The 25,867-nt window shown below is 67.3% G+C and carries 17 protein-coding genes and 2 pseudogenes; 12 read left to right on the forward strand and 7 right to left on the reverse strand.

What is annotated here, in order from left to right:
• Positions 1-3,419, reverse strand: a pseudogene (locus CR162_RS22520) (calcium-binding protein); the annotation flags it as partial.
• Between the two features lie 884 nt (positions 3,420-4,303).
• On the opposite strand from CR162_RS22520, the gene CR162_RS18575 reads away from it, so the two are divergent.
• The gene (locus CR162_RS18575) at positions 4,304-6,421 is read left to right on the forward strand and encodes an ELWxxDGT repeat protein (RefSeq protein WP_099097021.1); all 2,118 of its coding nucleotides are present in this window, start codon (positions 4,304-4,306) and stop codon (positions 6,419-6,421) included.
• Positions 6,422-6,892: 471 nt separating this feature from the next.
• On the opposite strand, the gene mobC is transcribed toward CR162_RS18575, so the two are convergent.
• The gene (gene mobC / locus CR162_RS18585) at positions 6,893-7,339 is read right to left on the reverse strand and encodes a plasmid mobilization relaxosome protein MobC (protein ID WP_099097023.1); all 447 of its coding nucleotides are present in this window, start codon (positions 7,337-7,339) and stop codon (positions 6,893-6,895) included.
• 27 nt (positions 7,340-7,366) lie between these two features.
• Between mobC and CR162_RS18590 the strand changes: the two genes are divergently transcribed.
• A complete protein-coding gene (locus CR162_RS18590; RefSeq protein ID WP_099097024.1) occupies positions 7,367-8,443 on the forward strand; it encodes an IS5 family transposase in 1,077 nt (358 codons plus the stop codon).
• Between the two features lie 70 nt (positions 8,444-8,513).
• Here the strand turns inward: CR162_RS18590 and CR162_RS18595 are convergent, their stop codons facing one another.
• Genes CR162_RS18595 through CR162_RS18605 form a run of 3 tightly spaced genes read right to left on the reverse strand, consistent with a single transcriptional unit; the run spans position 8,514 to position 10,043 of the window.
• Positions 8,514-9,380 (reverse strand): type IV secretory system conjugative DNA transfer family protein, encoded by an 867-nt coding sequence (locus tag CR162_RS18595; protein ID WP_245870487.1) that lies wholly within the window; start codon positions 9,378-9,380, stop codon positions 8,514-8,516.
• Positions 9,377-9,700, reverse strand: coding sequence for a conjugal transfer protein TraD (locus CR162_RS18600; protein ID WP_099097045.1), 324 nt, complete (start codon positions 9,698-9,700; stop codon positions 9,377-9,379). Before CR162_RS18600 ends, CR162_RS18595 begins: the two co-directional genes overlap by 4 nt.
• Before the next feature lie 4 nt (positions 9,701-9,704).
• Entirely contained in the window at positions 9,705-10,043 is a 339-nt protein-coding gene (locus tag CR162_RS18605) for a conjugal transfer protein TraD (protein ID WP_099097025.1), read from the reverse strand.
• Between the two features lie 189 nt (positions 10,044-10,232).
• Between CR162_RS18605 and traA the strand changes: the two genes are divergently transcribed.
• On the forward strand, positions 10,233-13,526 hold the full coding sequence (gene traA, locus CR162_RS18610) for a Ti-type conjugative transfer relaxase TraA (RefSeq protein ID WP_218014931.1): 3,294 nt from the start codon (positions 10,233-10,235) through the stop codon (positions 13,524-13,526).
• 68 nt (positions 13,527-13,594) lie between these two features.
• Here the strand turns inward: traA and CR162_RS23335 are convergent.
• Positions 13,595-13,672: pseudogene (locus tag CR162_RS23335) on the reverse strand (hypothetical protein); the annotation flags it as partial.
• Between CR162_RS23335 and CR162_RS23340 the strand changes: the two are divergent.
• A complete protein-coding gene (locus CR162_RS23340; RefSeq protein WP_218014934.1) occupies positions 13,652-13,858 on the forward strand; it encodes a hypothetical protein in 207 nt (68 codons plus the stop codon). The pseudogene CR162_RS23335 and the gene CR162_RS23340 sit on opposite strands and share 21 nt — an antisense overlap.
• Positions 13,859-14,017: 159 nt before the next feature.
• On the forward strand, positions 14,018-14,824 hold the full coding sequence (locus tag CR162_RS18625) for an IS5 family transposase (RefSeq protein WP_099097026.1): 807 nt from the start codon (positions 14,018-14,020) through the stop codon (positions 14,822-14,824).
• A gap of 1,152 nt (positions 14,825-15,976) precedes the next feature.
• On the opposite strand, the gene CR162_RS18630 is transcribed toward CR162_RS18625, so the two are convergent.
• A complete protein-coding gene (locus tag CR162_RS18630; protein ID WP_141563231.1) occupies positions 15,977-16,519 on the reverse strand; it encodes a hypothetical protein in 543 nt (180 codons plus the stop codon).
• 584 nt (positions 16,520-17,103) lie between these two features.
• Between CR162_RS18630 and CR162_RS18635 the strand changes: the two genes are divergently transcribed.
• The 7 genes from CR162_RS18635 (at position 17,104) to CR162_RS18665 (ending at position 25,626) form a co-directional block, all read left to right on the forward strand.
• Positions 17,104-17,736: a ParA family protein gene (locus tag CR162_RS18635; RefSeq protein ID WP_176559921.1), complete on the forward strand. Its 633-nt coding sequence runs from the start codon at positions 17,104-17,106 to the stop codon at positions 17,734-17,736.
• Positions 17,717-17,968, forward strand: coding sequence for a hypothetical protein (locus CR162_RS18640; RefSeq protein ID WP_099097029.1), 252 nt, complete (start codon positions 17,717-17,719; stop codon positions 17,966-17,968). Before CR162_RS18635 ends, CR162_RS18640 begins: the two co-directional genes overlap by 20 nt.
• 319 nt (positions 17,969-18,287) lie before the next feature.
• On the forward strand, positions 18,288-19,004 hold the full coding sequence (locus CR162_RS18645) for a hypothetical protein (protein ID WP_099097030.1): 717 nt from the start codon (positions 18,288-18,290) through the stop codon (positions 19,002-19,004).
• 194 nt (positions 19,005-19,198) lie between these two features.
• The gene (locus CR162_RS18650; protein WP_099097031.1) at positions 19,199-21,343 is read left to right on the forward strand and encodes a sensor histidine kinase; all 2,145 of its coding nucleotides are present in this window, start codon (positions 19,199-19,201) and stop codon (positions 21,341-21,343) included.
• Between the two features lie 173 nt (positions 21,344-21,516).
• Complete coding sequence (istA, locus tag CR162_RS18655; RefSeq protein WP_099097032.1) at positions 21,517-23,046, forward strand: IS21 family transposase; 1,530 nt, start codon at positions 21,517-21,519, stop codon at positions 23,044-23,046.
• Positions 23,036-23,818 (forward strand): IS21-like element helper ATPase IstB, encoded by a 783-nt coding sequence (gene istB, locus CR162_RS18660; RefSeq protein ID WP_099097033.1) that lies wholly within the window; start codon positions 23,036-23,038, stop codon positions 23,816-23,818. Before istA ends, istB begins: the two co-directional genes overlap by 11 nt.
• A 338-nt stretch (positions 23,819-24,156) precedes the next feature.
• Entirely contained in the window at positions 24,157-25,626 is a 1,470-nt protein-coding gene (locus CR162_RS18665; RefSeq protein WP_099097034.1) for a DUF2231 domain-containing protein, read from the forward strand.
• Positions 25,627-25,867 lie beyond the last annotated feature (241 nt).

Genomic DNA, 25,867 nt, shown 5'->3' on the forward strand with positions numbered 1-25,867 from the left:
ATCAGGCGCTGGCCCAGATCGGAGGTGACCGCCTCGACGTTCATCGCCGCCGTGCCGATCATGATGAGGCTCTCGACATTGGGGTGCAGGTAGTAGGTGGAGCCGCTCTCCATCAGCACCGTGTCATTGCCGTAGGCGGGGCCACTGTACTCCACCAGCAGGCCGCCCTGGCTGTCGATGTAGTACCAGTCGTCGCCCGCGCCGCCCTGCACCGTGTCGCCGCCGGCGTGATAGAAGATGTCGTTGCCGTCGGTGCCGACGCGCGTCTCCTGCACGCCGGGCGTGCCATCGTCGATGTGGGTGGTCGGCAGGCTGCCGAAGGAGGACAGGCCGGAGTTCTCCTTGATGATCGCGGAGGACAGGGGCGAGGTGCCCTCCACGAAGGCGAAGTCGGACGCGTGCAGGTTGGAGAGTTGCACGTTCTTCAGCGTCAGGCCGTCGCCGCCGTCGAGGTTGAAGATCACGTCCGCGCCGCTCTGGTAGGCACGCAGGATGGCCGTGTTGAAGTCATGCAGGCCGAAGTTCTCGAGCCGGACCACGTCGCCGGAGGAGAAGTCGGTGACGGTATCGTGGCCCATCCCCTTCTCGAGGACGAAGGTGTCGTTGCCCGCGCCGCCGGTGAGGAAGTCGAAGCCCCGCTTGCCGTTCAGGGTATCGGCTCCGGTCCCGCCCACAAGGTTGTTGTCGAAGCGGTTGCCCGTGCCCACATGGTTGGCCGAGCCCGTGAAGACGAGGTTCTCCACGTTGTCACCCAGCTTGTAAGAGGTCAGGCCAGTGATCACCTGGTCCACGCCGGGGTTGCCGTAGATGCCCTCGAACGCCCTCTCGATCACCCGGTCATTGGCGTGGACGACATAATAGGTGTCGCCGCCGCCGCCGCCGATCAGCGTGTCACCGCCGCCGTTGCCCTTCATCGCGTTGTCCAGGGCGATGTTGTTGGAATTCTTGGTCCCGACCAGCGTCTCGCCGCCTGCGGCCGTCCCATTCACGGTCGCATTCGAAGTGGGTGTCGCCGCGGCAGAGGTCGGCACCGCGTAGGTGATATGCTCGACCGCCGGGCTGATGACGACGTTCTCCGAGGTCAGGGCCCCCACCGTCTGCCCGAGCAGCGTCAGGGTCTGCCCGTTGCCGAGCGCGATGGAGACGTTGCTCCCGACCTGCGTGGCGGCGGCTTTCACGGCGGCGAAGTTGGCGAAGGAGAAGCCGTCGAGCCGGATGACGTCGCCCCCGGCACCCGCCTGGAAGTCGGTGATGAGGTCGTTGCCCTGGCCGCGCGCGATGACGAAGGTGTCGGAGCCGCCGTTGCCGGTCAGGACGTCGTTGCCGCCCTTGCCGTCGATCAGGTTCGGCGCGTCGTTGCCGTCGATGCGGTTGTTCAGGCCGTTGCCGGTCCCCGAGGTCCATCCGGTGCCGGTCAGCACCAGGTTCTCGACGTTCGCAGCGAGAAAGCGGCCGTCCTCCCAGGTATAGACGGTGTCGATCCCCCCGTTTGCGGCCTCGACGACGGTGTCGCCCGGATTGAGGTAGTAGTGGTCGTCGCCTGCGCCGCCAACCAGGGTATCGCCGCCGCCCTGGCCGTTGATCACGTCGTTGTTGGCCGTGCCGTTAACGGTCTCGGCAGCGGCGGTCCCGTCTCGCCAGACCTCACCCTCGCCGCTGAGCGGCGCCAGGTCGGAGCCGGGTACGCCGCCGGGCGGAGGAATGTTGACCAGGTCAAAGTCGCTGGCGGTGAGGGCAGAAAGCTGGATGCCCTTCAGTGTCAGGGTCTGACCGTCACCGAGGGCAATTACGACGTCTTCGCCCTGCTGTGTGGCAGCGGCGAGGACGGCGGCACCGTCCGTGAAGGAGAAGCCGTCGAGCCGGATCAGCTCGCCGGAGGCCGCTCCGGGATGGAAGTCGGTGACCGTGTCGTTCCCCTCGCCCTTGCGGATGACGAAGGTGTCGTCGCCGTCGCCGCCGGTCAGCCAGTCGTTGCCGCCCATACCGTCCAACGTGTTCGACGCCTCGTTGCCGTCCAGGCGGTTGGCCAGGTCGTTGCCCGTGCCGCTGGCCGCTTCCGTGCCGGTCAGGACGAGGTTCTCGATGTTGGCGCCGAGCGTCCAGCTCATCCCGGCGCGGACCGTGTCGATACCGCCGTTGGCGGCCTCGAGCGCCACATCGGCCGCATTGCGCACCTGGTAGGTGTCGTCGCCTGCGCCGCCCTCCAGGGTGTCGCCGCCGCCGAGCCCGTCCAGCATGTCGTTGCCGGAGGTGCCAACCAGGTGCTCGCCCGCGAGGCTGCTGTTGCCCATCACCGGGTTAGTCGGCTCTCCGCTCACCGGTGGCCCCTCCACAGGCGGAACTTCGGTGTCGGGGGTGTCGTCGAAGGCGTTCTTGTATGCCTGGGAGGTCACATCCAGGGGGCCTACCATGTCCATGGCGCCTTGGTAGTCATCGTCAGAGTTCCAGTAGATCTGGTACTCGGCACCGGCGCCGTTATTGGCGCTCTGGAACCAGTCCAGAACGCCCTCGATGTAGGCGGAGGCGTCGGCGACCCGGATCTGCCCCTTCTCGATCTGGTCCTGCGTCAGCGGTCGGTCCTGCGGCACACCCCACTCGGAGAAGCCTACGGGCACTCCGTACTTCTCGCCCATGTACTTGTTCCAGGCGAGGTTGTAGTGCGCCCACTGCGTGGGGTCGTCGTCCCTCATCTTGGCCTCGGACATCGCCGCGAAGGCCGCAGCCGCGTCCGAGCCGTGGTTTTGCTTCCAGTAGAAGTCCATGCCGATGACGTCGACGTACTCTGCGCCGGGAAACGCGTCTTCGGGATTAGGCAGGCGGGAGTCGGCCCACCCCTCCATGACGTTCCACTCGAACTTGAACACGTCTCCCCGTTGGGCGTCGATGGCGGCCTGCTTGAACGCTTGGACGAAGTTGATGAATGCCAGCTTGAAGTTGGCAGCATCCTCGGCCGTGGTCACCTTCCAGGGGAAGCCACCTTCTTTCATGTCACCTTCGGGGGTCAGCGGGGAGTAGTTGAACTCCCAGCCGGTCCGGATGTGGATCGTGGTCTCTCCGGGCTGGGCCAGCAGGATGGCCTGGGCCATCTGGTAGTAGTAGCCATCGAACTCATGGTTCGCCGCCTCGGCCAGGGTCGCCGCGCCGTCCGAGTTGGTGGGCGGGTTCCACTGTTTGGTGGCGTCGTTCCAGGTGGTCGTCGCGTCCTCCCAGACAGTCAGAGGCACCGACCAGAAGATGTCTGTTTCCGCGGGGCGGTTCGCCCAGAGGTTCTTCACGAAGTTGACGTCGGCGATGGCGTTAGACCAATGGGCCATGCCCAGTGACGCGTAGACCAGCTGGGGTGCCGTGCCCCCCATGTAAGTCGTGTAGTCGGTGAAGGCCTGATCGTCGTTTCCGACGTAGACGCCGCTGAGGGTCATGCACGATTTTCCTTGGCGCGCGCATTTGCGACACCTTCTGGACGTGAAAAGGGGCGCCCACCCGAGGGCAGGGCAGAGCTGGTCAGAGCGGACAGGGCCGACTGGGAGAGGGGAACGGCGTCAGCGCATGATGATTCCTAAACCTATGCGCGAATTTCCTTCAGAGATTCTCTCTCAAAAAGGCGAATGACGGTCAATGAAAATTCTTCCGCAGACGCATTTTTTGCGAAATGCGCCGATCGGTCTCGATATGTTCATTATTTAGGCGCGAGCTTTGCTGCCCTGTGAGTAGTGCAACGGGGCTGGAGGCGCCGTTTGCTTCCTGCCAGTTCCTTGAGCTTTGACGCTTCCGAAACAGTCCCGCCCACGTGTTGGCCCAGTGAGGATGCTTGGCTCGTACTCAGGTCATCTGAAAGGCAAGGTCACGTTTCGGTCAGCAAAACAGGCCTTCCAGAGGTGGCATGCGCTAGGTAGAAGCCCGCATCCCTTTGCTACAAAAAGCGAATCGCTCTGGAGCCATGGCTGCGCAGTCGTGGTCAGGTCGCAAAGCCGCGTCGCACAACATGATTATCGTCTAATTTATATTGACAGTTTGTTGACGCATATTCAAGACAGTTCGTGGTTGCCAGGTCCGCAACTGGCGCGTTCGCGGCGCCCGGGGTTTCCAAACCCTTCGACACGGCGCGTGCTGCCGGGAGACGCTCTTCTTCCTGTCGGTAGAGGAGGACCGGTTCGTGCCGCGGGGATAAACTCGCCGATCCCGGCGTGCCGCTAGCGCTCACGGTCCGGGCGGCGTTGGTGAACCTGCAGCGGGCTGCGGAGGCCCGAATAGAAAAGGTGCGCGCGTCATTCCGGGGGCGGGCGAGGAAACGAGTGGACGGTCGATGGTCGCTTCGAACACCTATCTGTACACAGGCTTCGGCGAGGGCGCGCCGCAGCGCGGCATCTGGCTGCTCGACGTGGACACGGGCGAACGCAGCCTTGTGAAGGGCATCTCGGCTGCGGGCCTCGTCCAGACGGTCGGCGGGCGCGTGCTCTTTACCGGCACCGACGCTGAACACGGCGTCGAGCTCTGGGTCACGGACGGCACCACCGAAGGCACGGTGCTGCTGAAGGACATCCACCCGGGCGGGATGCCGAGCAACGGGACGTTTCCGAGCGAGTTTCCGCAGGGGCTCAAGACCCTGTCGGACGGCCGGGTCCTGTTCACCGCGAACGACGGCGAGCACGGCTGGGAGCTTTGGGTCACCGACGGCACGCCGGACGGCACCAGGATGGTCCTCGACCTCGTCCCGGGCGCCGGGGGTAACCAGCCGAGGGACTTGGTTTCCCTGCCGAATGGCAAGGCCACCTTCGTCGCGCTCGGGGCTGATGGCCATCCCGGCCTTTGGGTGACCGACGGCACCGCTGAGGGCACGAAGGAGATCCTGGACGCCTTCCCCTACTTCACCGCCAACCAGGACAACCGTGCCGTGGCGCTCGGTGAGGGGCAGGCCCTCTACCGCGTCGAGTTCGACGCCAAGGGCCAGGGCGGCCAGTACTGGGTGACGGATGGCACTGCCGAGGGGACGCACCTGCTCGACGTGCCCTGGGACGACGGCCGCGCCGCCTACAGGACGCACGACATGGTCCGGACCGAGGAGGGTGACGTCATCGTGCCGGTCGCGGGGACGGCGGATGGCAGCGTTCCGCCTGCCCTGTGGATCGTGGAAGGGGCCGACGCCTCCGCGAGGCATCTCCTGGATTTCCCTGCCGGGACCAGTTTCAGCGGCCTGACCTTCACCAACCTCGGTGCCGGGCAGACCCTGATCCGCGCGGGAGGCGCGGACGCCAACCTCCTCTGGGTCACGGACGGCACCGAGGCTGGCACGCTCCGCGTCGAGGACGGATGGACCGGCGCCCCCGCCTCCTCCTACGTCCCGGTCGGCGACGGCAAAGCCCTCCACATCGAGCAGGAGGGCTCCACGGGGCCGACCACCGTGTGGCTGGTCGACGGCACCGACCGCGTCCTGCTCATGGAGGCGAGCGCAGACAATCCCCCAGGCGACGATGTCAACGCCCGGGTCCTCGCCGACGGCCGGACACTCTTCATCGCCCGGGAGCTCGAGACCGCGCGCGAGGAGATCTGGATCACCGACGGCACCGCCGCGGGGACGAAGCTCATCGGAGCGCAGGTTGCCGACCCCAACTTCGTCCCTATCACCCTCCCCGAAGCCGAAGCACCGACCACGCCGGAGACGCCCGTTGCGCCGCACCACGAGTGGTCGGCTGCCAACGCGCTGTTCGACGTCTCCTTCTACCTGGAGCACAACCCCGACGTCGCGGCCGCCGGGGCGGACGCGTACCAGCACTTCCTCCAGTTCGGTGCGGCCGAGGGGCGCGACCCGAACGCCTTCTTCGACATGTCGTTCTACCTGAACCAGAACCCCGACGTGCTGGCCGCGGGCGTCAACGCCCTCGAGCACTACATGACGTCCGGCTGGCAGGAAGGACGCGCGGCCAGCTTCTCCTTCGACGGCGCGGCCTACCTCACGGCGAACGACGACGTCGCTAGAGCAGGAATGAACCCGCTCGAGCACTACCTGCACTACGGCGAAGTGGAGCACCGTGCAGCGCCGCAAGCGATGCCGCATGACACGGGACCGCAGAACCCGCTCGTGGACGCTTTGTTCTATTTCTCGACTTACGCCGACGTCGCCCGTGAGGGTGTCGATCCGACGCAGCACTTCATGACCAGCGGCTGGCAGGAGGGGCGCGATCCCAACGCTTTCTTCGACACCGACTGGTATCTCGCCCATAACACCGACGTGGCGACCGCGCAGGTGAACCCGCTCGAGCATTACCTGCAGTTCGGTGCTGGGGAGGGCCGCGATCCGAGCGCCGCCTTTGACGGGGAAGCCTACCTCGCGCACAACCCCGATGTGGCCGAGGCCGGGATGAACCCGCTCGTCCACTACCTCGAATACGGCATCGCCGAGCACCGCGACGCCTTCGCCGCCTGATCCATTCGCTCATCAGGCCGAGAAAGCTCCACCACCAGGCCCTCATCGCGCCTGGTGGTGGCGGCAAACAGAGAGGCAAAGGGCCAGCCGGGGAATGAGGAGAAGGGCGGGGCAGCGACGCAATCAGGTTTCAAGCTGAGACACGACCCGCGCGGGTCGGAGCCGCTTCCGGTCAGGGCGTGCGCAATCCGGACCGAATGCACCCGGTGTCGCCGTCCACCGCACCGCTCGCTCGCCGCCACACTTCGCGCTGATGGGAGAAATCTGCGCCGGGTGATGCTCCGCAAGGCACCCAGGCGTGGCGCCGTCCGATTGCGCGGTCTTCGAGGACAGCGACGAAGGTGTGGAGGCCGCGCACCGTGCAAGCATGACATGCTACGACATCCGCAGCGCCTTCCAATCGGTATAAGCGGCAAGGAACAAAGAAAAGGCAGGCTTGCACCGTGCAAGACCTGGTGTTCTTCCTGGCCCTCAACTCTCCCTGTCCGCAAACCGCGCAGGCCGGCGCCGTGGCCGCCTTCGGCGCTTCGCCTCGGCCGCGCGCGCCTGGGCGTCGGCCAGTTCTACCGCCTCGGGCTTAGGTGTCGGGCGCTCATCGAGGGGCAGACCCCAATAATCAAAGTTGCCGGTCATCATCGCCACGACACGTAGCATTTCATCCCGCACTGCCTCGGCTGCCTCGCGAGCCTGTAGGCCCTGGTTGGGGGGATACTCCCCTTTATGGACCGCGACGTTGAGTGCCCGCGCGATCTGGTTGACGTTGTTCCCGATCCGCCGCAGCTCCTTAAATACCTCGCGCAATTCGTCCAACTCGGCCGCATTCCACTGCGGCCTGCGAGCAAGATGGATGATCGCAAGGGACCGGAGCCAGTTGGACACTTCGAAAAACCTCGCGGCTGAGGCGTCGACCTGATTCACTGACGCTGGTCAGCGGAGGCGGCGGGAATGGCGTATCAGCCTGGCTTCTTCGATGTGGATGAGCGCTATGCGGCCTTGTCGGCGGCTGGCGATCCACTGGAGCGGCTCTCGGCGGTGGTCGATTTCGAGATCTTCCGCCCGGTGCTGGATGCGGCGCTGAGGCGGTCGGACCGCAGCCGTGGTGGGCGCCCGCCCTATGACGCGGTGCTGATGTTCCGCATCCTGGTGCTGCAGGCGCTCTATAGCCTCTCCGACGAGCAGGCGGAGTTCCAATTGCGGGACCGGCTGTCTTTCATGCGCTTCGTGGGCCTGGGCCTGCACCAGGCGGTGCCGGACGCCAAGACGATCTGGCTCTGTCGCGAGCAGCTCAAACAGGCGGGCGCCATTGAGGGCCTGTTCCGCCGCTTCGACGAGGTGCTGACGGCCAAGGGTTATCTGGCCATGGGCGGGCAGATCATCGACGCCACGATCATCGCCGCGCCGCGCCAGAAGCTCACCGTCGAGGAGAAGGCCACAATCCGGCAGGGCGGCACGCCTACGGATTGGTCTCGCGCCAAGCGGGCACAGAAGGATCGAGATGCTCGTTGGACCCTCAAGCGTGGGAAGGCCAAGCCCAAACCCGAAGGCAATCAGCGCCAGGCCATCCAGATCGCGGTGCCGGTCTTTGGCTACAAGAGCCACATCGGCATCGACCGGCGGCACGGGCTGATCCGCCGCTGGACGGTGACCGATGCCGCCCAGCACGACAGCCGCAGCTTTGCTGGCCTGCTCGATCCCGGGAACACCGCCAGTCGTGTCTGGGCCGACACCGCCTACCGCACGAAACGCAACCTGGAAGTCCTGGAGCGCCGCGGTCTGAGCGAGCGCATCCTGTTCCGCCGGCCACCTCGGCGCCAACTCTCTGAGCTGCAGGCGAAGGCCAATGCGTCACGCGCCCGGATCCGCTCCGGCATCGAGCATGTCTTTGCCGCGCAAAAGCACCGCATGGCGCTGTTCGTGCGCACCATCGGCATGGCTCGGGCCCAGGTGAAGATCGGCATGGCCAACCTGGCGTACAACTTCACCCGCCTCGCCTGGCTCAGCAGCCGACCTGCGCCTGGATAGCCCGGCAGCTCCACAAAGAGCGGCGCCAGCGGCGCCAAGCCCATCATCCAGTTCCATCAGCAGGGTCGCGTCACGACCGGACGCGACCATCACGCTCCCAATGGTCATGCAGCGGCAGGTACTTCGAGGTTTCCAGGCGGCGCAGCTCCGGCAGCCCTTTGCGGCCCGGTTCGCCGCGGCAGGCGAGGTGCAGCAGCAGGCCGGCGATCAGCGCCTTGGCCTCCTCGTTCCAGTGGGCCTCGGTGACCTGGCCGGGCGGATCGAAGACCAGGGCATCGGCCAGCGTCGCGGCGTCGTCGGCGAGATCGGGGGAGCGCGGGTCGAGCACCGCGGCCGGGTCGTAGCCGGCCGCGGGCTGGCCGGCGGCGCCGAAGGGGTCGAGGACGAAGACCGGACCGAAGCGGCGGCGTGCGCGGGCGGCGATGCGGGCGTTCTCGCCCTTGGGATCGACGCAGAGGATGGGCCGGTCGGCGAGCAGCAGGTTGGGCAGCACGGTGCCGACGCCCTTGCCGGAGCGGGTGGGGGCGAGGGTGAGGAGGTGGGCCGGGCCGGTGTAGCGCAGCAGCACGCCGCGCCGGCCGTCGCCGCGGCCGACGAGCAGCGCCGCGGGATCGGCGGCGCGGGCCGGGGATGCCAGCGCGGCGGCGACCTGGTGCGGGCTGGCCCAGGCAGCCGAGCCCATCACGTCGGGCGGTTGGGGCGGGCGGAGGAAGCGGCCGAGGAAGCCGAGGGCGGCACCGGCAACGCCGCTCAGGAGGATGCCGCCGTTCCAGACCAGGTTGCCGTACTCCTTCGGCACGAGCAGGCCGAGGAGGGCGAAGACAACGAAGCCGCCGAACAGGCCGACGACGCCGGCAATGGCGGCCGAGACGAGAGATGCGCCGAGGCGCCAGGTGAAGGCGATGCCGTCCAGCGCCGCGAGCAGGGCGGCCTTCACGCCGGTTGCTCCCCGGCCGTGCCCCCTTCCTCCGGCCCGATGATGCCAGCCGCCGCGGCGGCCTCGCGGTCGGCGGCGAAGGCACGCAGGCCGAGCCGGCGCCAGCGGGCGCGGAGGTGGTCGGGGGCGTCGTCGCCGGCACCCCGGAGCTGCCCGGCGAGGTCCAGCAGGGCGCCGAGCATCGTGGCGCGGTCGTCGTCGGTCAGCTCCACCAGCCCGGCCTTGGCGACGAGGCCGCCCAGCTCGATCAGGTGGCGGGTGCGCTCGCGGCGCGCCTTCGCCCAGTCGCGGGTGTCGGTGCGGGCGCGGGCGGCCTCGATCCGGTTACGCGCCACCACCAGCCGCCGGCGTGCCCGGGCCAGCCGATCCAGCGCCGCTCGCAGGCTCGCCGGCTCCGGCCCCCTTGGCTCCTTTGCCTCGCTTGGCGTCGCCGCGAAAGAAGGCCGCGCCGCGTTCGGTCCACCTCGCGACGGCTTCGGGCTGCTTCTTCGATTGCTCGACGGCGGCGAGCAGGGCACCGGCCAGGGCCTCGACGGGGAGGGCGTCGGCGCCGGTGACCTGGACCAGCTCGCCGAGCTGCACCGTCTTCTGGTTTTTGAGCTTCCTGGCCCGCTCCATGAGGGCTTGCAGCTCGGCATCGAAGTCACGGGGCTTGCGGGCCATTGGCAGTCTCTCACCACAACACGGAAGAACGAAGCGTGACCCTACCAGGGGCTGTGCCGCCCGTCACGGCCCACCGGAGCGCAGCGGAGGGGCAGAGAAGTGCGCGCTTATACGCCGCGTTGCGGCGTGCGCGGGACCGTGCCAGGTTTCCCGTTGGAAAACCCCTGGGCGGAGGAGGGCGGCGGGCGCGTGGCGATCTATCACTTCTCGGCCAAGGTGATCGGGCGCGCGGCGGGCCGCAGCGTGGTGGCGGCGGCGGCCTACCGGGCGGCCGAACGCCTCCATGACGACCGCCTGGACCGCGATCACGACTTCCGGGCCAAGGCGGGGGTGGTGCACTCGGAGATCCTGTTGCCCGAGGGAGCGCCGGAACGCTGGCACGACCGGGCGACCCTGTGGAACGAGGTGGAAGCCGGGGAGCGGCAGAAGAACAGCCAGCTCGCGCGGGATGTGGAGATCGCACTGCCGCGGGAGCTGTCGCGGGCCGAGGCGGTCGCGCTGGCGCGGGACTTCGTGGCCGAGCAGTTCGTCAGCCGCGGCATGGTGGCCGACCTCAACGTGCATTGGGCGGTGAGCGCGGATGGCGAGGCGCAGCCGCACGCGCATGTCCTGCTGACGATGCGGCGGATCGAGCCGGGGCGCGGGCCGGAGGGACGGGAGAGCGAAGCCGGGTTCGGGCCGAAGGAGCGCGCCTGGAACGACCGGGCGCTCCTGGTGGGATGGCGCGAGCGGTGGGCGGAGATCGCCAACCAGCACCTGCACGAGCTGGGGCACGACGCGCGCATTGACCATCGCGCCCTGGCCGCGCAAGGCATCGCGCTGGAGCCGCAGCACAAGGTGGGGCCGGCCGGGCAGCGCCGGGCCGAGCGGGGCGAGGAGGCCGAGCGGCGGGCCGAGCACGACGCGATCGCGCGGCGGAACGGCGAGCGGATCGCGGCGGACCCTGCCGTCGCGCTGGATGCGCTGACGCGGCAGCACTCGACGTTCACCCGGCACGCGCTGGCGCGGTTCGTGTCGCGGCACACGAACGGCGCCGAGCAGTTCGCGGCCGTGCTGGCGAAGGTGGAAGCGTCGTCGGAGCTGGTTCGCCTTGGCGTAGATGGCCGCGGGCGGGAGCGGTTCAGCACGCGCGAGATGCTCGCGACAGAGCAGCGCATGGAGGACGCGGCAGAGGTGCTCGCCCGTTCCTCTGCACACCGGGTCGGGCCGGCCGAGGCGGAGCGCGCCGCGCGCTCGGCCGCGGTGCGCGGGCGGCGGCTCGGCGAGGCGCAGCGCGACGCGCTGCGGCACGTCACGGCGGGGCGCGACCTGGCGCTGGTGGTGGGCTACGCCGGCACCGGCAAGTCGGCGATGCTGGGGGTCGCGCGCGCGGCCTGGGAGGCGCGGGGCTACCGGGTTCGCGGGGCGGCGCTGTCCGGCATCGCGGCCGAGGGGCTGGAGGCCGGGTCGGGCATCCAGAGCCGGACGCTGGCGAGCCTGGAATGGGGCTGGCGCGAGGGGCGCGAGGCGGACCGGCTGACCAGCCGCGACGTGCTGGTGGTGGACGAGGCCGGGATGGTGGGCTCGCGGCAGATGGAGCGGGTGCTGACCCACGCCCGCGCGGCCGGCGCCAAGGTGGTGCTGGTGGGCGACCCGGAGCAGCTCCAGGCGATCGAGGCCGGGGCGGCGTTCCGGGCCTTGGCCGAGCGGCACGGGGCGGCGGAGATCGCCGCGGTGCGGCGGCAGCGGGAGGACTGGCAGCGGGACGCCACGCGGGAGCTGGCGACGGCGCGGACCGAGGCGGCGCTGGCGCGTTACGAGCGGGCTGGGATGGTGCAGGCGCATGCGACGCAGGCGGCGGCGCGGGCGGCGCTGGTGGCGGGCTGGGACGCCGCGCGTCGGGAGAGTCCACAGCGGAGCCAGGTGATCCTGGCCACCACGCGGGCGGACGTGGCGGCGCTGAACGACCTCGCGTGCGCGCGGCTGCGGGCGGCGGGCGAGCTGGGCGCGGAGCACCAGGTCGCGACGGAGCGCGGCGTCCGGGCCTTCGCCGCCGGGGACCGGCTGATGTTCCTGCGCAACGAGCGGGCGCTGGGCGCCGGGCCGGGCGGCGCGGGCGGCGTCGCGGTGAAGAACGGCAGCCTGGGGACGGTGCGGGCGGTGGAGGCCGGGGGCGCGCGGCTGACGGTGGCGCTGGACGGACCCAGCGGGTCTGGCGGACCGGAGGGCGCCGGGCGGGGCGCGACGGTGACCTTCACCCTGCGCGACTACGGGCACGTGGACCACGGCTATGCGGCGACGATCCACAAGGCGCAGGGCGTCACCGTGGACCGGGCGCACGTGCTGGCCAGCAGCCACATGGACCGGCACGCGGCCTATGTCGCGCTGACGCGGCACCGGGAGGGGGTGGCGCTGCACTGGAGCGTCGAGGAGCTGGGCAGCCGCGAGGGGCTGACGCGGACGCTGGGCCGGGAGCGGGCGAAGGACACGACGCTGGACTACGCGGGGCCGGAGCACGTCGCGGCCTTCGCCGAGCGGCGCGGGTTCGATCCGCGGCGGCCGGAAGCGGAGCCGGAGCGCGCGTCACCGACGCGGGCGGCGGAGACCGCGCCCGCGCCGCTGCTGCCGGCCGTCTGCGACCCGCGGGGCCGGGACAGTCTCGGCCGGGGCACCACGGCCGCGGATCTCGCCGCGGTGGCCGCGCGCGACCCGCGGGTGCAGCAGCGCGCGGCCGAGCGGGCACGGGACCTGTGGGACGCCTACCGCGACCCCGACGAGGCCGGGCGACGGCTTCATGCCCTGATCGCACGCGCGGGCGGCGACCTGCGGCGCGCGGCGGCGGTGCTGGACCAGGAGGGGCCGGAGAGCCTCGGCGCGCTGCGCGGACGCGAGGGGTGGTTCGCCACGAGCGCGGCGAAGGCGGAGCGGGCGCGCGCGGTGCGTGGGGCGAAGGGGCTGGCCTGGGGGCTGCGGGGCGAGGCGGAGGACCGGGAGCGGGCCGGGCGGGCGCATGCGGAGGCGGTGGAGCGGCAGCGACGGCGCGACGCGGTGGCGGTGCCGGGCCTGTCGCCCGCGGCCTGGGCCGCGGTGCGGGCGGTCGAGGCGGCGCGGGAGCGGGGCGGCGGTCTGGCGCAGCCAGGGGACGAGAGCTGGCGGCGCGTCGCGCGCGCGCAGGCGGCGGTGGCCGAGGCCTGGGCGCAGGCGGTGGTGGCGCGGCCGGCGGTGGCGGCGGAGCTGCGGGCGTTTGCCCGGGCCGCCGAGGCGCGGCTGGGCTACGACGGGGTGCCGGAGGCGCTGCGGCGGGCGGAGGCGGGGCGCGGCCTGCCCGAGGCGGAGCGCCCGCGCGAGGGGCTGGCCGGGGTGGCGCGGGCGCTGGCGGCCGAGCGGCTGGGGCGGGGCGCGCATGAGGAGCGGGAACAGGCCCGCGAGAGGGCGCAGGAGCGGCAGCGCCAGGCCGAGCAGGAGCGGCTCGGGCTGCGGCGGAGACGCGGGATGCGGATGTGACGCAAGAGCACGGCGGGGGCGACCTTGCTGCCGTGTGGGCGTTCGTCGCGGAGATAGGCCCAGAGCCTGCCGGTCCTGGTTTTGCCCGTCCCCGGCGCCAGCACGGGCACCGGCGTGTCGTCGGCATGCAGCACGGCCCCGGCCATGACTGCCGCCCCAGGGCGTTCACCAGGGGCTGCAACAGCGCTGCCGACTGGCCGACCCAATCGGTGAGGGTGGAGCGCTGCAGCTCGACGCCGTCGCGCCCGCTGCACCTGCTGTATGCCGCGAACCGGAGGGTGACGCCGAAGCTCCGCAGCTTCATCGACTTCGCGGTCGGCTGCTTCGGCTGACCGAAGGTGCGGAAGGGAGGGGCAGTACCTTGGACAGCGGGTTTGTTGACGGCGCAGGGCACCCGGTTCGCAACCTGTCGAATAGTGGCCTTGGGTCGGGATAGCCCCTCCCCTACCTAGAGGGTGTTACGGACCTGCGGGTGCCCTCGTTTGGGATGAATGTCCTCTCGCAAGCCGTACCCGTCCGATGTGTCTGATGAGGAGTGGGCGCTGGTCGCGCCTTACCTGACGCTGCTGCCCGAGGATGCTGGGCAGCGCGAACACCCGTTGCGGGAAGTGTTCAACGGCCTGCGGTATCTGGTGCGCTACGGCGTGGCCTGGCGGGCAATGCCGAACGACCTCCCGCCCTGGCACGCGGTCTACGACCAAGCGCAGCGCTGGCTGCGGGTAGGCTGCTTCGAGATGCTGGCCCAGGACCTCAGGGCGATGCTGCGGCTGGCCCAAGGTCGCACGGAGGAACCCTCGGCCGCCGTGTTGGACAGCCGCACCCTGCGCTCGACGCCTGAGAGTGGTAGCAGAGCGGCCTGGGACGGCCACAAGCGCGTCAGGGGCTCCAAACTGCACCTGGCCGTCGATACGCTCGGCCACCTGCTGGCGCTCCAAGTCACCCCCGCCAATGCCGATGATCGCTCGGCTGTCTCCACTCTGGCCGAAGCTGTCCAGGACGCGACCGGCGAGAGCGTGGATCTGGCTTATGTCGATCAGGGCTATACCGGCGAGCGGCCCGCCCAGGCCGCGGCCGACCACGGCATCACCCTTGAAGTGGTCAAATTACCTGAGGCCAAGCGCGGCTTCGTGCTCCTGCCCAGGAGGTGGGTCGTCGAGCGTTCCTTCGGCTGGTTCGCCCGTTTCCGGCGCTTGGCACGCGATTACGAGCGACTGCCCGAAACGCTGGCGGGCCTGCACCTCGTCGCCTTCACCATCCTCTTGCTCAGGCGCGCCGCAGAACTCGCCGCCAGTGCGTAACACCCTCTAGCTCCAGTGATTTCACACACCGTCAGACGTGGGTTGGAAGCCGAGCCCTCGCCCGGCCCTATTGCGCATGATAACTGTCGTTATCGTGCGTGATTTGGAGGCTGCGGCAGGGAGCCACATTTCAATGTGCTGCCGCGGCAGGGCTCTCGGCATTCCTCTCTTCTCCCGCCATACAAGTGCATGACATGGCGCATCATGCGGGCCTTGATTGTCCCTCATCCTGTTACCGGTGGCGCAGGTCGGTGAGTTTCAGGGGCTCGCGCGGTTCCCCGGCAGCCAGTCTCGTTCATACGACAGGCGCGTAGCCCCTTGGCGTTACGCCGGTAAGCCGGTGTCCCTGTGCGCCTTGCACGGGGTAATTCAGGCGCGATATCCGGCGCCAGTCCGGCCCGCCAGGCAAGACCGAGCCTGGTCGTCAGGAACACGCACTGGGGCTACCCCCTCTGTCTGGGCGCCGGCCCGATGCTTCTCCCACCACGCCTTCGTCGCCACCCGCCGCTGCTCCCGCTTGGCGTCGGAGAACTGCCGGGTCGCCATGTCGGCTTTCCCCAACCAGCCGTCCAGCCGACCCAGCAGGCTGCTGTCCCGCCCCTGTCCCTATTCAGGACCAGGGTGGGGACACTCCGCGCGCGCGAGGGTCAGGTGGTGGCGAAAGTGTCCCCACCCTTCCACTGCCTCTTGCTAAATAATTGAATTATCTATTGGCAGAGGTGTCACCACTAGGGGGTGGAGACAGGGTGGGGACACCTCCGGAGACACTCTGAGAGCCCCTTGGCGAGGATGCCGACCCGCCCCTCAGCATGGGCACCCTCTCCAGCCTGACGACCACCAGTGTCTGGTATTTCCCCTTTTCTGGGTTAGCGCCTGGATGGGGTCTGTCCTGGGGATGAAGCAGGCGGCCTTTCCGGTGATGTGGAGGCTCAGGGGTAATTCAGCCGCGCTATCTGCCCGTCCAGCGTTCCCGTACGCCCCTGAGCGGCCTTTCTCCGCGGTTGCATCTTCCGCGGCCTTGTGCATGACCAGCATGGTCCAGCCGCCCGGCCACCCGGCGCCTTGTCCGCCCCGGGGTCTCCAGGGGCTTCAGGCCACCATTCCCGCACCGCTTCTCGGATCAGCGCCAGACGCCGCTGATGGGCACACCACTCAGTTCTGCCGCCAGTCCGAAACCGCGAGCTTGCGGATCCGGCTCGTGACGTCCTCGAAGCTGCGCACCTTCCCCTCCCAGACAAAGTCGATGAGGTCGCGGTTCGCCACCACCCAGGCCGACACCGCCTCGAACTCCTTCTGCGGCATCTCTCCGCTGGCCTGCAGGATGAGCGGTTCCAGCAGCACCAGGACAAGCCGCTCCGGCTCCAGCCGGGCACCAGGCGTCACGCCAATCACCAGGGGCTCATCGCCGCGTCCACGCCGCAGCCAGACCACGCCCGGCAACCCGGTCAGGTGCGGCCGAAGACTGACTGGATCGGGCAAGCCCCGGGGGCCTCCCGCAGCAGGATGCCTGACCTCCGCCTCCCGCGCCGTCGCGGCGTGGCCCAGGGTGACACCCTCCTCGTCGGCCGCCAGCGTGATCGTGGGGTCCGCCGCATAGACCATCCGCAGGGCGCCCGCGAAGGCGGCCTGGAAGGCGACAAGGTCCTGGCTGGGAGCACCGAAGCGGCGGAGCAGCTCATCCCATGTCACCGTCACGGGCTGATCGATCCCCTGCCCTGCGGCACATGCCTGATCCAGCCGCTGACTTACTGCCAGCATAGACGCTGGACAGGCTGTTGCCTTGGTTCACGACAGTGCGGCTCTGCATATCGGCCGTATTCTACCTGATTGCGGCCAAGCGCAGCGCCCACGTTGTTCGTGGCGGTGATGATGCTCCCTCGCCCCTTGGGCGGCCGACGCAGCCGGCACGGTGCGGCGGCCAGGGCCGGCGGCTGATCCCATCGTCGCTGCAGTGCAGGCCGACCTAGAGGGCGTGGTCCCGGCTCAGGATAGCGAAGTACGGGGTGGGGTTGGATTGGAGGGGCCTCAACCACCGGGCTTGGCTCCAACATGCCTATAAAAAATGCCTGTATATGGCCAGGTATCTGAAGGCGGTGATGACGCATCTCGATTAAAGACTTAAGCCTCCGCACAAATAAACCATGCAACCATGATTACAAGCAATCAACCATGTAACTTTGTAACCATACAACCAAATTTGTGAGATGGACTCACCCACGAACCATGATTACAACCTTAGCACCATGTAACCAAAAGGTGCGGTGGTGCAGACAATCGTAGTGGCCAGCCAGAAGGGCGGTGCGGGGAAAACTACCCTCACCTCCCATCTGGCCGTCGAGGCCGAGCGGCAGGGCGTCTCTCCTGTCGCCGTCATCGACACAGACCCCCAGGCAGGCTTGTCCGGCTGGTTCCGGGTACGGGCCCCCGATACTCCGGCTCTGGTCAAGGTTCTGCCGGAGGGGTTGGAGGCTACCCTGAAGAAGCTGGCAGAGGGTGGGGTTCCCCTCTGCATCGTCGATACCCCGCCCGCCATCACCGAGAGCATCGCCAGCACAGTTGCCTTGGCGGATCTGGTGCTGATCCCGGCCCGGCCTTCACCCAACGATCTGCGGGCCGTGGGCGCTACGGTGGACATCGTGGAGGAAGCCGGGAAGCCGATGGTGTTCGTGGTCAACCAGGCCATCAGCCGGACCAAGATCAAGTCCGAGACTATCAAGGCCCTCAGCCAGCACGGCCCCCTGGCGCCGGTCGAGATCCACCACCGGGTAGACTTTGCCGCCTCGATGACAGATGGCCGGACGGCCGGAGAACTCGACATCAAATCTGCCAGCGCCGCCGAGATCACTGAACTCTGGACCTACCTTGCAGACCGCCTTGCGCGGAGGAAACGCTATGGCCTCACCGCCCGCTAAGATCGACGCATCGCTGCTGGCCCGGAAGAGCGATCTCCCGACTACAGTGGCCCCGCCGAAGCCCGAGCCTGCCGTCACGCCATCCGGCACCCCGGTGCGCGAGGGCCTGACCATCCGCATCCTCGCTACGGATAGCGAGCGGCTGCGGACTCTGGCTTACAAGACGCGGCAGAAGAAGCAGGCCCTGCTGGACGAGGCCATCCGCCAGTACCTGGACAAGATGGGCGTGTGATGAATGAACCATGGTTACTTGCAACCATGGTTGTAACCATTCAACCAAGGTTCGAACCATACACGGTTAAACCGTTGTAACTACTAAACCGTTGAAATTATTAGCTTGTCATACTCGGGCGCGGCTGGAATCATTCTCCCCAGCCGCGCAATCCCGCCGGCCGGAAACAGAAAAGGGCCGGCCCCGCCGAAGCAGAACCGACCCCTCCGATACCGAGACTAGCCCGGCGCGTGTGAGAACCCCAGGCTAGTCGCGTGCCTTCGAAATCGCAAGCCTCTTGCGGTGCGGGGAATCTGTGTCCTGCGGGCTGGCAGAAGCCATGCCTGACCTGATGACGCGCGTGGCCGGCTTGGTGGCCGGCACACCGCGCGAGCTGCACCAGAAGCGCCTGGCTGAGGAGTACCTCGCCGGCGGCCTGGACATAGCTGACACCCTGCCAGCGCTCTACGCGCTGCATGCAAGCTGGGATGCCCGCCGGGAGCCGCAGGCGCCGCGGCCGCGCAGCACGCCCCGTGAGCCGCTCTCGACGGGCCGCTATGTGCCGGCGTTGAGCCTGGATCCGGTAACCCACCTGCGCGGTTGCGCGCTGGCGACGCTGCTGCTGGTGCGTTCGCTGGCCGACCAGGCCGGGCGTCTTGTCACCCTGACGGTTTCGCTTGCCACCCAGCTCGGTTACACGCGCCGGGCGGTGCAGTATGCCTATCATGAGCTGCGCGCCGCCGGATACCTGGAGCACCGCTACGATGCCCAGCACGGGGTCGTGGTGCTGGAGCTGCTGGAGGCGGTGCTGCCGGCACCGGAAGCCGTCCAGGCGCGGCAGGAGGAGCGCCAGGCGCCCACGCCCAGCACCGGCTGGCGCGAGGCCTGGAAGCGCCGGGTGCAGGCGCTCAACGCCGCCGCGCGCCGGGGGGTGCGAAATGCTGTTCGCCCATTAAACGGGATCTCTATCCAGCAAGGCCGGGCAGGGCTGCCGATGCGTCAGCTGACCAGCGTCTTGCAGGTGCCAACCTGTGAAGGGGCATTGAAGTGGCGCTGATTGCAGCGAGATTACAGCAGGCTGGGGACCCGCACGGTATGCATTGAATCCTCAAGGCGAGGTGATTACAACTTATAGTTGCGTTTCTGCTTAATTCTGCCACCCTCGCCCATGTTAGGATGCGTGAGCGGGAGGGTTAAGGAGGAGCAGGGTGCTTCCTGAGCAGACGTTCTACGGCAACGGCAGAGGCTGAGATGCCCCTCCGGCTTATTTTTACCCCCCTATCCAGTCGGACATTTGGCCTCCGTTTACATTTTCTCACGCTGATAGCTGTGGCCCTCATTCCGGCGCTCGGCGTTGGCGGGGTTGCTGCCTGGCAGGCTGTCACAGGTCGGCTGCATGCTTCCGAGGCCAATCTGCTGGATACCTCTCGGGCTCTTGCCATCGCCCTCGACCGTGAGTTTGAAGCCCATAAGGCGGCCTTGGCGGCGCTGGCTGCCTCGCCATCGTTGGACAGCGCTGATGGTGATGAACGGGCCTTGCGGCAGCAGGCTGGGCGGACGGCATTGGTTCTCCGCTCCCCCATCATCGCCATTGCTCCCGATCTCCGTCAGCGGTTCAACACCAGCCTGCCGGCCGGTCGACCCTTGCCCATGGTCAATTCGACTGAGGCGGCACAGAAGGTCTTCAGGACGGGGAAGTCTGTCGTGGGCAACCTGAACCGGGGCGCCCTGAGCGGCGCGCTTATGGCTGCGGTGATTGTTCCTGCTGTGCGTGAAGGCCAGGTCGTGGCTGCCCTCGCCACTCCTATCCTGCCGCAGCGCCTCGCTGCCTTGTTGGCAACCCAGCAATTAGAGGGTGGCGCTTTTGCTTCCATCGTTGATGGGCAGGGCGTAATCGTCGCCCGCTCCATAGATACTGCGGAACTCGCAGGGCTAGAGGCCAGCGAGTGGTACATCAAGGCGGCGGCGGAACATGCTTCGGGTCTTACCCGTGGACGTACATCCGATGGGCAGGAGGTGATCCTTGCCTTTCATCATTTGGCCAGCGCTGCAGGATGGTCGGTCGCGGTCGCCGAGCCAATTGCCCGTTATAATGCCAGTTGGCAAAGGCCGATGCTGGCTCTGGGGGTAGGGGGGGCGGGGGCCTTGGCGCTCGCCCTGGCTGTTGCACTCGTCTTTGAGCGCCGCTTCCGGCAGCCGCTCCAGGCACTGACGCTCAAAGCCTCTGAAGTCGCGGATGGCAAGAGAACCTCGCTTGCCGCCGTACCGCGCTCAGCCGTTACCGAATTCGAGATGCTGCGGGAGGCTATAACAAGGGCGGACCATGCCCTGCGCAGCCGGACAGCCGCCCTTGCTGCGAGTGAAGCCCGTCTCCGCGCCGTGGTCGAAACCGCTGTGGATGCCATCGTGGTCATCGACGAGAAGGGCATGATCCTGTCCTTCAACAATGCTGCGGAGAGGATCTTTGGCTACACGGCGGGAGAAGCAGTCGGGCTGAATGTCTCCATGCTGATGCGGAAGTCTGACGCCTTTCAGCACGACGGGTACCTGGCTCATTACCAGAAAACCGGTGAGCACAAGATCATCGGAGTTGGCCGCGAGGTCATAGGGCAACACAAGGACGGTTCTGTTCTGCCGCTCGACCTTGCCATCGCGGAATGGCGCGATGGAGAAGGCAGGCGCTTCTTCACTGGGATCATGCGCGATATCTCGGCACGGAAGGCCGAAGAAATCAGACGTGTCTTGCTGGCACGTGAGGTTGATCATCGCGCCAAGAACACGCTGGCTGTCGTGCAATCGGTGCTGCGGCTGACGCCGGTAGGTGAGCCCAAGGCCTTCGCCGCTTCTATCGAGGCCCGGGTGGCATCCCTGGCGCGGGTACACTCACTGCTCGCGCAGGAGGGATGGTCCGGGGCCGATCTGCGCGCCGTGCTGGAGCGTGAACTGGCGCCCTATACCCCGGTGAGCAGCGACAAGGAGGTCCTGATCTCCTTGGATGGACCGGCGGTCCCACTGGCTCCTACAGCGGTCCAGCCAATTGCGATGGTGATACATGAGCTGGTCACCAATGCGGCCAAGCATGGCGCGCTGAGTCAGCCAGGCGGTCGCGTGGAACTGCGATGGCAGGCCGGACGTCGTGCCGATGACGATGGCATGCTGCGATTGTACTGGACCGAAAAAGGTGGCCCCTTACTCGTCGAAGCGCCGACACGGCGCGGGTTTGGCACGCGCGTGATCCAGGCCACTCTGCGTGGACAGCTGGGCGGCTCTGTCACGCAGCACTGGAACGCTGAGGGCATGGTGTGCGAGATCGTGCTGCCTATCAGCCGATTGACGCATCAGCCAAGCGATACGGGCGGAGCCGATCCGTTTCAAATGCTGGATAGTCTTCGCTGACGCCTATGTCGAAGGGCGCCGCTTGCGAATGCCGCGGCTCCCTCCGCCAAGCCTGGAACCTGTTGATTGCCACTGAGATCTGACCCGGTTTGGGGTGAAGTTGCCACTGAGAGTTGACCCATGTTCGGACGCTAGCCTCGGCCTTTTGGGCGGGGGCAGCGGGAGTGTTGGACATGGCGTTGTTGAGCGTTATCCGGCGCTGGCATTTCCGGGAGCACCTGTCGATCCGCGCGATCGCCCGCCGGACCGGCCTGTCGCGGAACACCATCCGCAAGTACTTGCGGTCCGAGGCAGTGGAGCCTGTGTTCAGGGGCCCCGAACGCCCCAGCAAGCTGGATCCTTTCGCCGAGCGGCTGGCAGCCTGGCTGCGGACGGACGCCCGCAGGCCACGCAAACAGAAACGCACCGCGCGACAGTTCCACGCGGAGCTGGTAGGGCTCGGCTATGACGGCTCGTACCGGCGGGTCGCCGCCTTTGTGCGGGCCTGGCGAGATGACTGGCAGCGCCAGCAGCAGACCTCCGGCCGCGGCGTCTTCGTGCCGCTGGCCTTCGGCCCGGGCGAGGCGTTCCAGTTCGACTGGAGCGAGGAGCATGCTGTCATCGGCGGCGAACGCACCAAGCTGCAGGTCGCCCATCTCAAGCTCTGCCACAGCCGGGCCTTCCTGGTGCGAGCCTACCTCCTGCAGACGCACGAGATGCTGTTCGACGCCCACAACCACGGCTTCCGCTTGCTGGGTGGCGTGCCGCGGCGCGGCATCTACGACAACATGCGCACCGCCGTGGACCGGATTGGCCCGAGCCGGGAGCGGCAAATCAACGCCCGCTTCCTGGCCATGGCGAGCCACTACCTGTTCGAGCCAGAGTTCTGCAATCCGGCGTCAGGTTGGGAGAAAGGCCAGGTCGAGAAAAACGTCCAGGATGCCCGGCACCGGCTGTGGCAGCCTATGCCCCAGGCCACCAGCCTGGAGGCGCTGAACGCCTGGCTGGAGCAGCGATGCCTCGCCCTCTGGGAGGAGATCCCGCATGGGGTGGAACCCGGCAGCGTCGCCGCGGCCTGGCGGCAGGAGGTGGACTGCCTGATGCCGGTCCAGCGGGTCTTTGACGGCTTCGTGGACGAGACCAAGCGGGTCTCGCCGACCTGCCTCGTGCACTTCGAGCGCAACCGCTACAGCGTGCCCGCCTCTTTCGCCAACCGGCCGGTCAGCTTGCGGATCTACCCTGATCGCATCGTGGTGGTGGCTGAGGGGGCGGTCGTCTGCGAGCACCAGCGGATCATCGAGCGGTCGCACCATGGGCAGGGTCGGACCGTCTACGACTGGCGCCACTACCTGGCCGTGGTCCAGCGCAAGCCCGGTGCCCTGCGCAACGGCGCGCCCTTCGCCGAACTGCCGGAGGCGTTCCGGCAGCTGCAGCGTCAACTGCACGGCAGGTCCGGCGGCGACCGGGAGATGGTGGAGATCCTCTCCCTGGTGCTGCAGCACGACGAGCAGGCCGTGCTGGTCGCCGTGGAGATGGCGCTGCAGGCCGGGGTCGCCAGCAAGACCCACATCCTGAACCTGCTGCACCGGCTGACCGATGGCGCTGCCTCCCAGGTGCCGCCGATCGAGGCGCCTCAGGCCCTGGTCTTGGCGCAGGAGCCCAAGGCCAACGTCGCGCGCTACGACAGCCTGCGCCCGAGGCAAGGAGGCCGTCATGCGTCATGACCCGGCGGCCGCCGCCATCACCATCATGCTGCGCAGCCTCAAGATGCACGGCATGGCACAGGCCGCAGCCGAACTGACCGAGCAGGGCGCGCCCGCCTTCCAGAGCGCGATCCCGATCCTGTCGCAGCTGCTCAAGGCCGAGATCGCCGAGCGTGAGGTCCGCTCCATCGCCTACCAGCTCAAGGCCGCCCGCTTCCCCACCTACAAGGACCTGACAGGCTTCGACTTCACCAGCAGCCAACTCAACGAAGCCCTGGTTCGCCAGCTCCACGCCGGTGCCTTCATGGACAGCGCCGACAACATCGTGCTGGTCGGCGGGCCGGGTACCGGCAAGACCCACGTGGCCACCGCCCTCGGCGTTCAGGCCGTCGAGCACCACCGCAAACGCGTGCGGTTCTTCTCCACGGTGGAACTGGTCAACATGCTCGAGCAGGAGAAAGCCGCCGGAAGGGCCGGGCAGATCGCCACCCGCCTGCTCCATGCCGACCTGCTGATCCTCGACGAGCTGGGCTACCTGCCGTTCAGCGCCTCAGGCGGTGCCCTGCTGTTTCACCTGCTCAGCAAGCTCTACGAGCAGACCAGCGTCATCATCACCACCAACCTCAGTTTCAGTGAGTGGGCGGCGATCTTCGGGGATGCCAAGATGACCACCGCGCTCCTCGACCGGCTCACCCACCACTGCCACATCCTGGAGACCGGCAACGACAGCTTCCGCTTCAGGAACAGCTCCGCCACCCAGGCCCATCGCGAAAGGAAACCACAGCCGACCTGACGAGATCTGAAAACCCTGCATCCACAACCCGGGTCAGATCCTCGTGGCAACCCCGGGTCAGGTCTCAGTGGCAATCAACAAGATGAGGCAGTAGAGTTCAGGGGGACGCAGCAGGAGGTCGGCGACGGCGTACCCGGGGCGGTTCAGTGGAGTGTCCAGGGCTATGCATGGCGAGATGGCAGTACATGGACAGATCTATAAGCGGGCAGCCAAGAGCCTGTGCGGCTGATCAGCATCGGTGCCAAGGGCGTGATGGCTCCGCACGAACCTTGGGAAGCATTCTGCGTTGAGCAGAGGTGTTAGCCATCCAGCTGCGGCTCTGCTTTGGAAGGGATGCCATGAAACGACCGAGGTTCGCCAAGGCCGCCAGTGCAGGCATCGGCCGGATCGAAAAGGCTTCTTCGCTCGACAAGCCAAGCTATGCTGTCGAAACCGCCATTGCGCGCCCATCGCAGATCGCGGGATCTCCGGCCGAGAAGGCAGGCAATGTCCTGCACGGCACATGGTATGGGCACCCTCTTCACCCGATGCTTGTCACTCTTCCGATCGGCGCCTGGACCTTTGCTTTCGGCCTCGACCTCCTAGCGGTGCTTGGCCTCCGGTCGAAGGGCGTGGAGCGCAGCGCCGAACTCGCCTTGAAGGCAGGCGCGGCCGGTGCCGTTGTCGCCGCCGCGGCCGGATTAGCGGATTGGCAGCACACAAACGGCCGTGACCGTCGGGTTGGCACAGCTCATGCACTCGTCAACACTACTTCCCTCGCCCTTCACCTTGCCTCCGTTGCTCTTCGTGATCGTGGCCACCTTGGTCGAGGCAGGCTGGCCAGCGCAGCCGGATGGGCCTGCCTGTTGGTAGGGGGCTATCTTGGCGGCCACATGGTGTATCGCCGCCAGATCGGCGTGGATCATGCCGACCGGAGCCCGGAGCCCCGTGACTTCCAGGCCGTGTTGCCTGTTTCGGAACTGGAAGAAGACCGCCCCCTGCGCGTCGAGATCCGGGATGAGGACACCCGGCAAAATATCGGCGTTGTTCTGGTCAGACACCGGGGACGCGTGCAGGCGATGGGCGCGCGATGTTCTCATATGGGTGGGCCCTTGGATCAGGGCTGGGTTCTGAATGGCTCACTGGTCTGCCCTTGGCACGGGTCTCGTTATGATCTGGAAAGCGGATGGCCAACCAGCGGACCTTCGACCTGCCCGCAGCCGCGCTACGAAGTCCGGCTCAGAGATGGCATGGTTGAGATCAGGCGAGAACAGGAGCCGGGCGACGAGATTGTTACCGCGGCTGACATCGATAAGGTGCCCCCTTTGCCGGATGGCGTCTCCTTCAGCAAGAAGGCCAACGAGGTGCTGTTCGAGCACCACGAACTCATCCGTCAGCTTTTCAAAGCGATCAAGAACACGCCTCGGGATGATCCCCAGCGCCGTGACCTCATGCGGATACTCGCCTCAGAGCTGGAGATCCACGAGCATGTTGAGGATCACATCTTCTATCCTGCCGTCTACTCCGTCAGCGAAGACGTGCCCATTGCGCATTCCGAGCACCGTCAACTGGCCGACCTGCTGGCCAAAACGCTGAAGCTGAACACGGCGACGCAGGAGTTTGAAGAGCATCTCCAGGCGCTCTATTCCGCCATGGACCACCATGCAGGATCGGAAGAAAGGTCCATGTTCCAGGAAGCGCAGCGGCTGGGTGACGCACGTCTGCGGAAAATGGGACAAGAGCTAGAGAGGATGCTGGAGGAGCAAAGAACGTCACGTGCTCAACGGATGTTCCGCGACCTCAAGATCAGGCTCTTGGAGGGATTATAGAGAAGTTCTCTTTGTCCTGCCGCGATTTGCAACGGGTGAGGGATACTTGCTTGTAGGGCCGCCCAGGCCCGCGCGAGCACCTGGGTATGTCCGTTCCCCGAAGAAAAGGCAGAAATGCTGTTTGTCTCCCATGGGCGCAAAGCCGCCCATCACCACGGGCGATGGCTAGCAGTCTGACGAGCATTCTGCTCAAGGGTTAATATGTTGATTGGCCTTGGAAAACAGGCAGGCAAACACTGTC

The sequence above is a fragment of the Teichococcus rhizosphaerae genome (assembly GCF_002631185.1).
GTDB classification, from domain to species: domain Bacteria; phylum Pseudomonadota; class Alphaproteobacteria; order Acetobacterales; family Acetobacteraceae; genus Pseudoroseomonas; species Pseudoroseomonas rhizosphaerae.

Excerpts from the sequence above, each read along its gene's own strand:
- CR162_RS18575 (WP_099097021.1), top strand. The coding sequence starts at position 4,304 with ATGGTCGCTTCGAACACCTATCTGTACACAGGCTTCGGCGAGGGCGCG.
- CR162_RS18590 (WP_099097024.1), top strand. The coding sequence starts at position 7,367 with ATGGCGTATCAGCCTGGCTTCTTCGATGTGGATGAGCGCTATGCGGCC.
- CR162_RS18605 (WP_099097025.1), bottom strand. The coding sequence starts at position 10,043 with ATGGCCCGCAAGCCCCGTGACTTCGATGCCGAGCTGCAAGCCCTCATG.
- CR162_RS23340 (WP_218014934.1), top strand. The coding sequence starts at position 13,652 with ATGCAGCACGGCCCCGGCCATGACTGCCGCCCCAGGGCGTTCACCAGG.
- CR162_RS18625 (WP_099097026.1), top strand. The coding sequence starts at position 14,018 with ATGTCCTCTCGCAAGCCGTACCCGTCCGATGTGTCTGATGAGGAGTGG.
- CR162_RS18640 (WP_099097029.1), top strand. The coding sequence starts at position 17,717 with ATGGCCTCACCGCCCGCTAAGATCGACGCATCGCTGCTGGCCCGGAAG.
- CR162_RS18645 (WP_099097030.1), top strand. The coding sequence starts at position 18,288 with ATGCCTGACCTGATGACGCGCGTGGCCGGCTTGGTGGCCGGCACACCG.
- CR162_RS18650 (WP_099097031.1), top strand. The coding sequence starts at position 19,199 with ATGCCCCTCCGGCTTATTTTTACCCCCCTATCCAGTCGGACATTTGGC.
- istA (WP_099097032.1), top strand. The coding sequence starts at position 21,517 with ATGGCGTTGTTGAGCGTTATCCGGCGCTGGCATTTCCGGGAGCACCTG.
- istB (WP_099097033.1), top strand. The coding sequence starts at position 23,036 with ATGCGTCATGACCCGGCGGCCGCCGCCATCACCATCATGCTGCGCAGC.
- CR162_RS18665 (WP_099097034.1), top strand. The coding sequence starts at position 24,157 with ATGAAACGACCGAGGTTCGCCAAGGCCGCCAGTGCAGGCATCGGCCGG.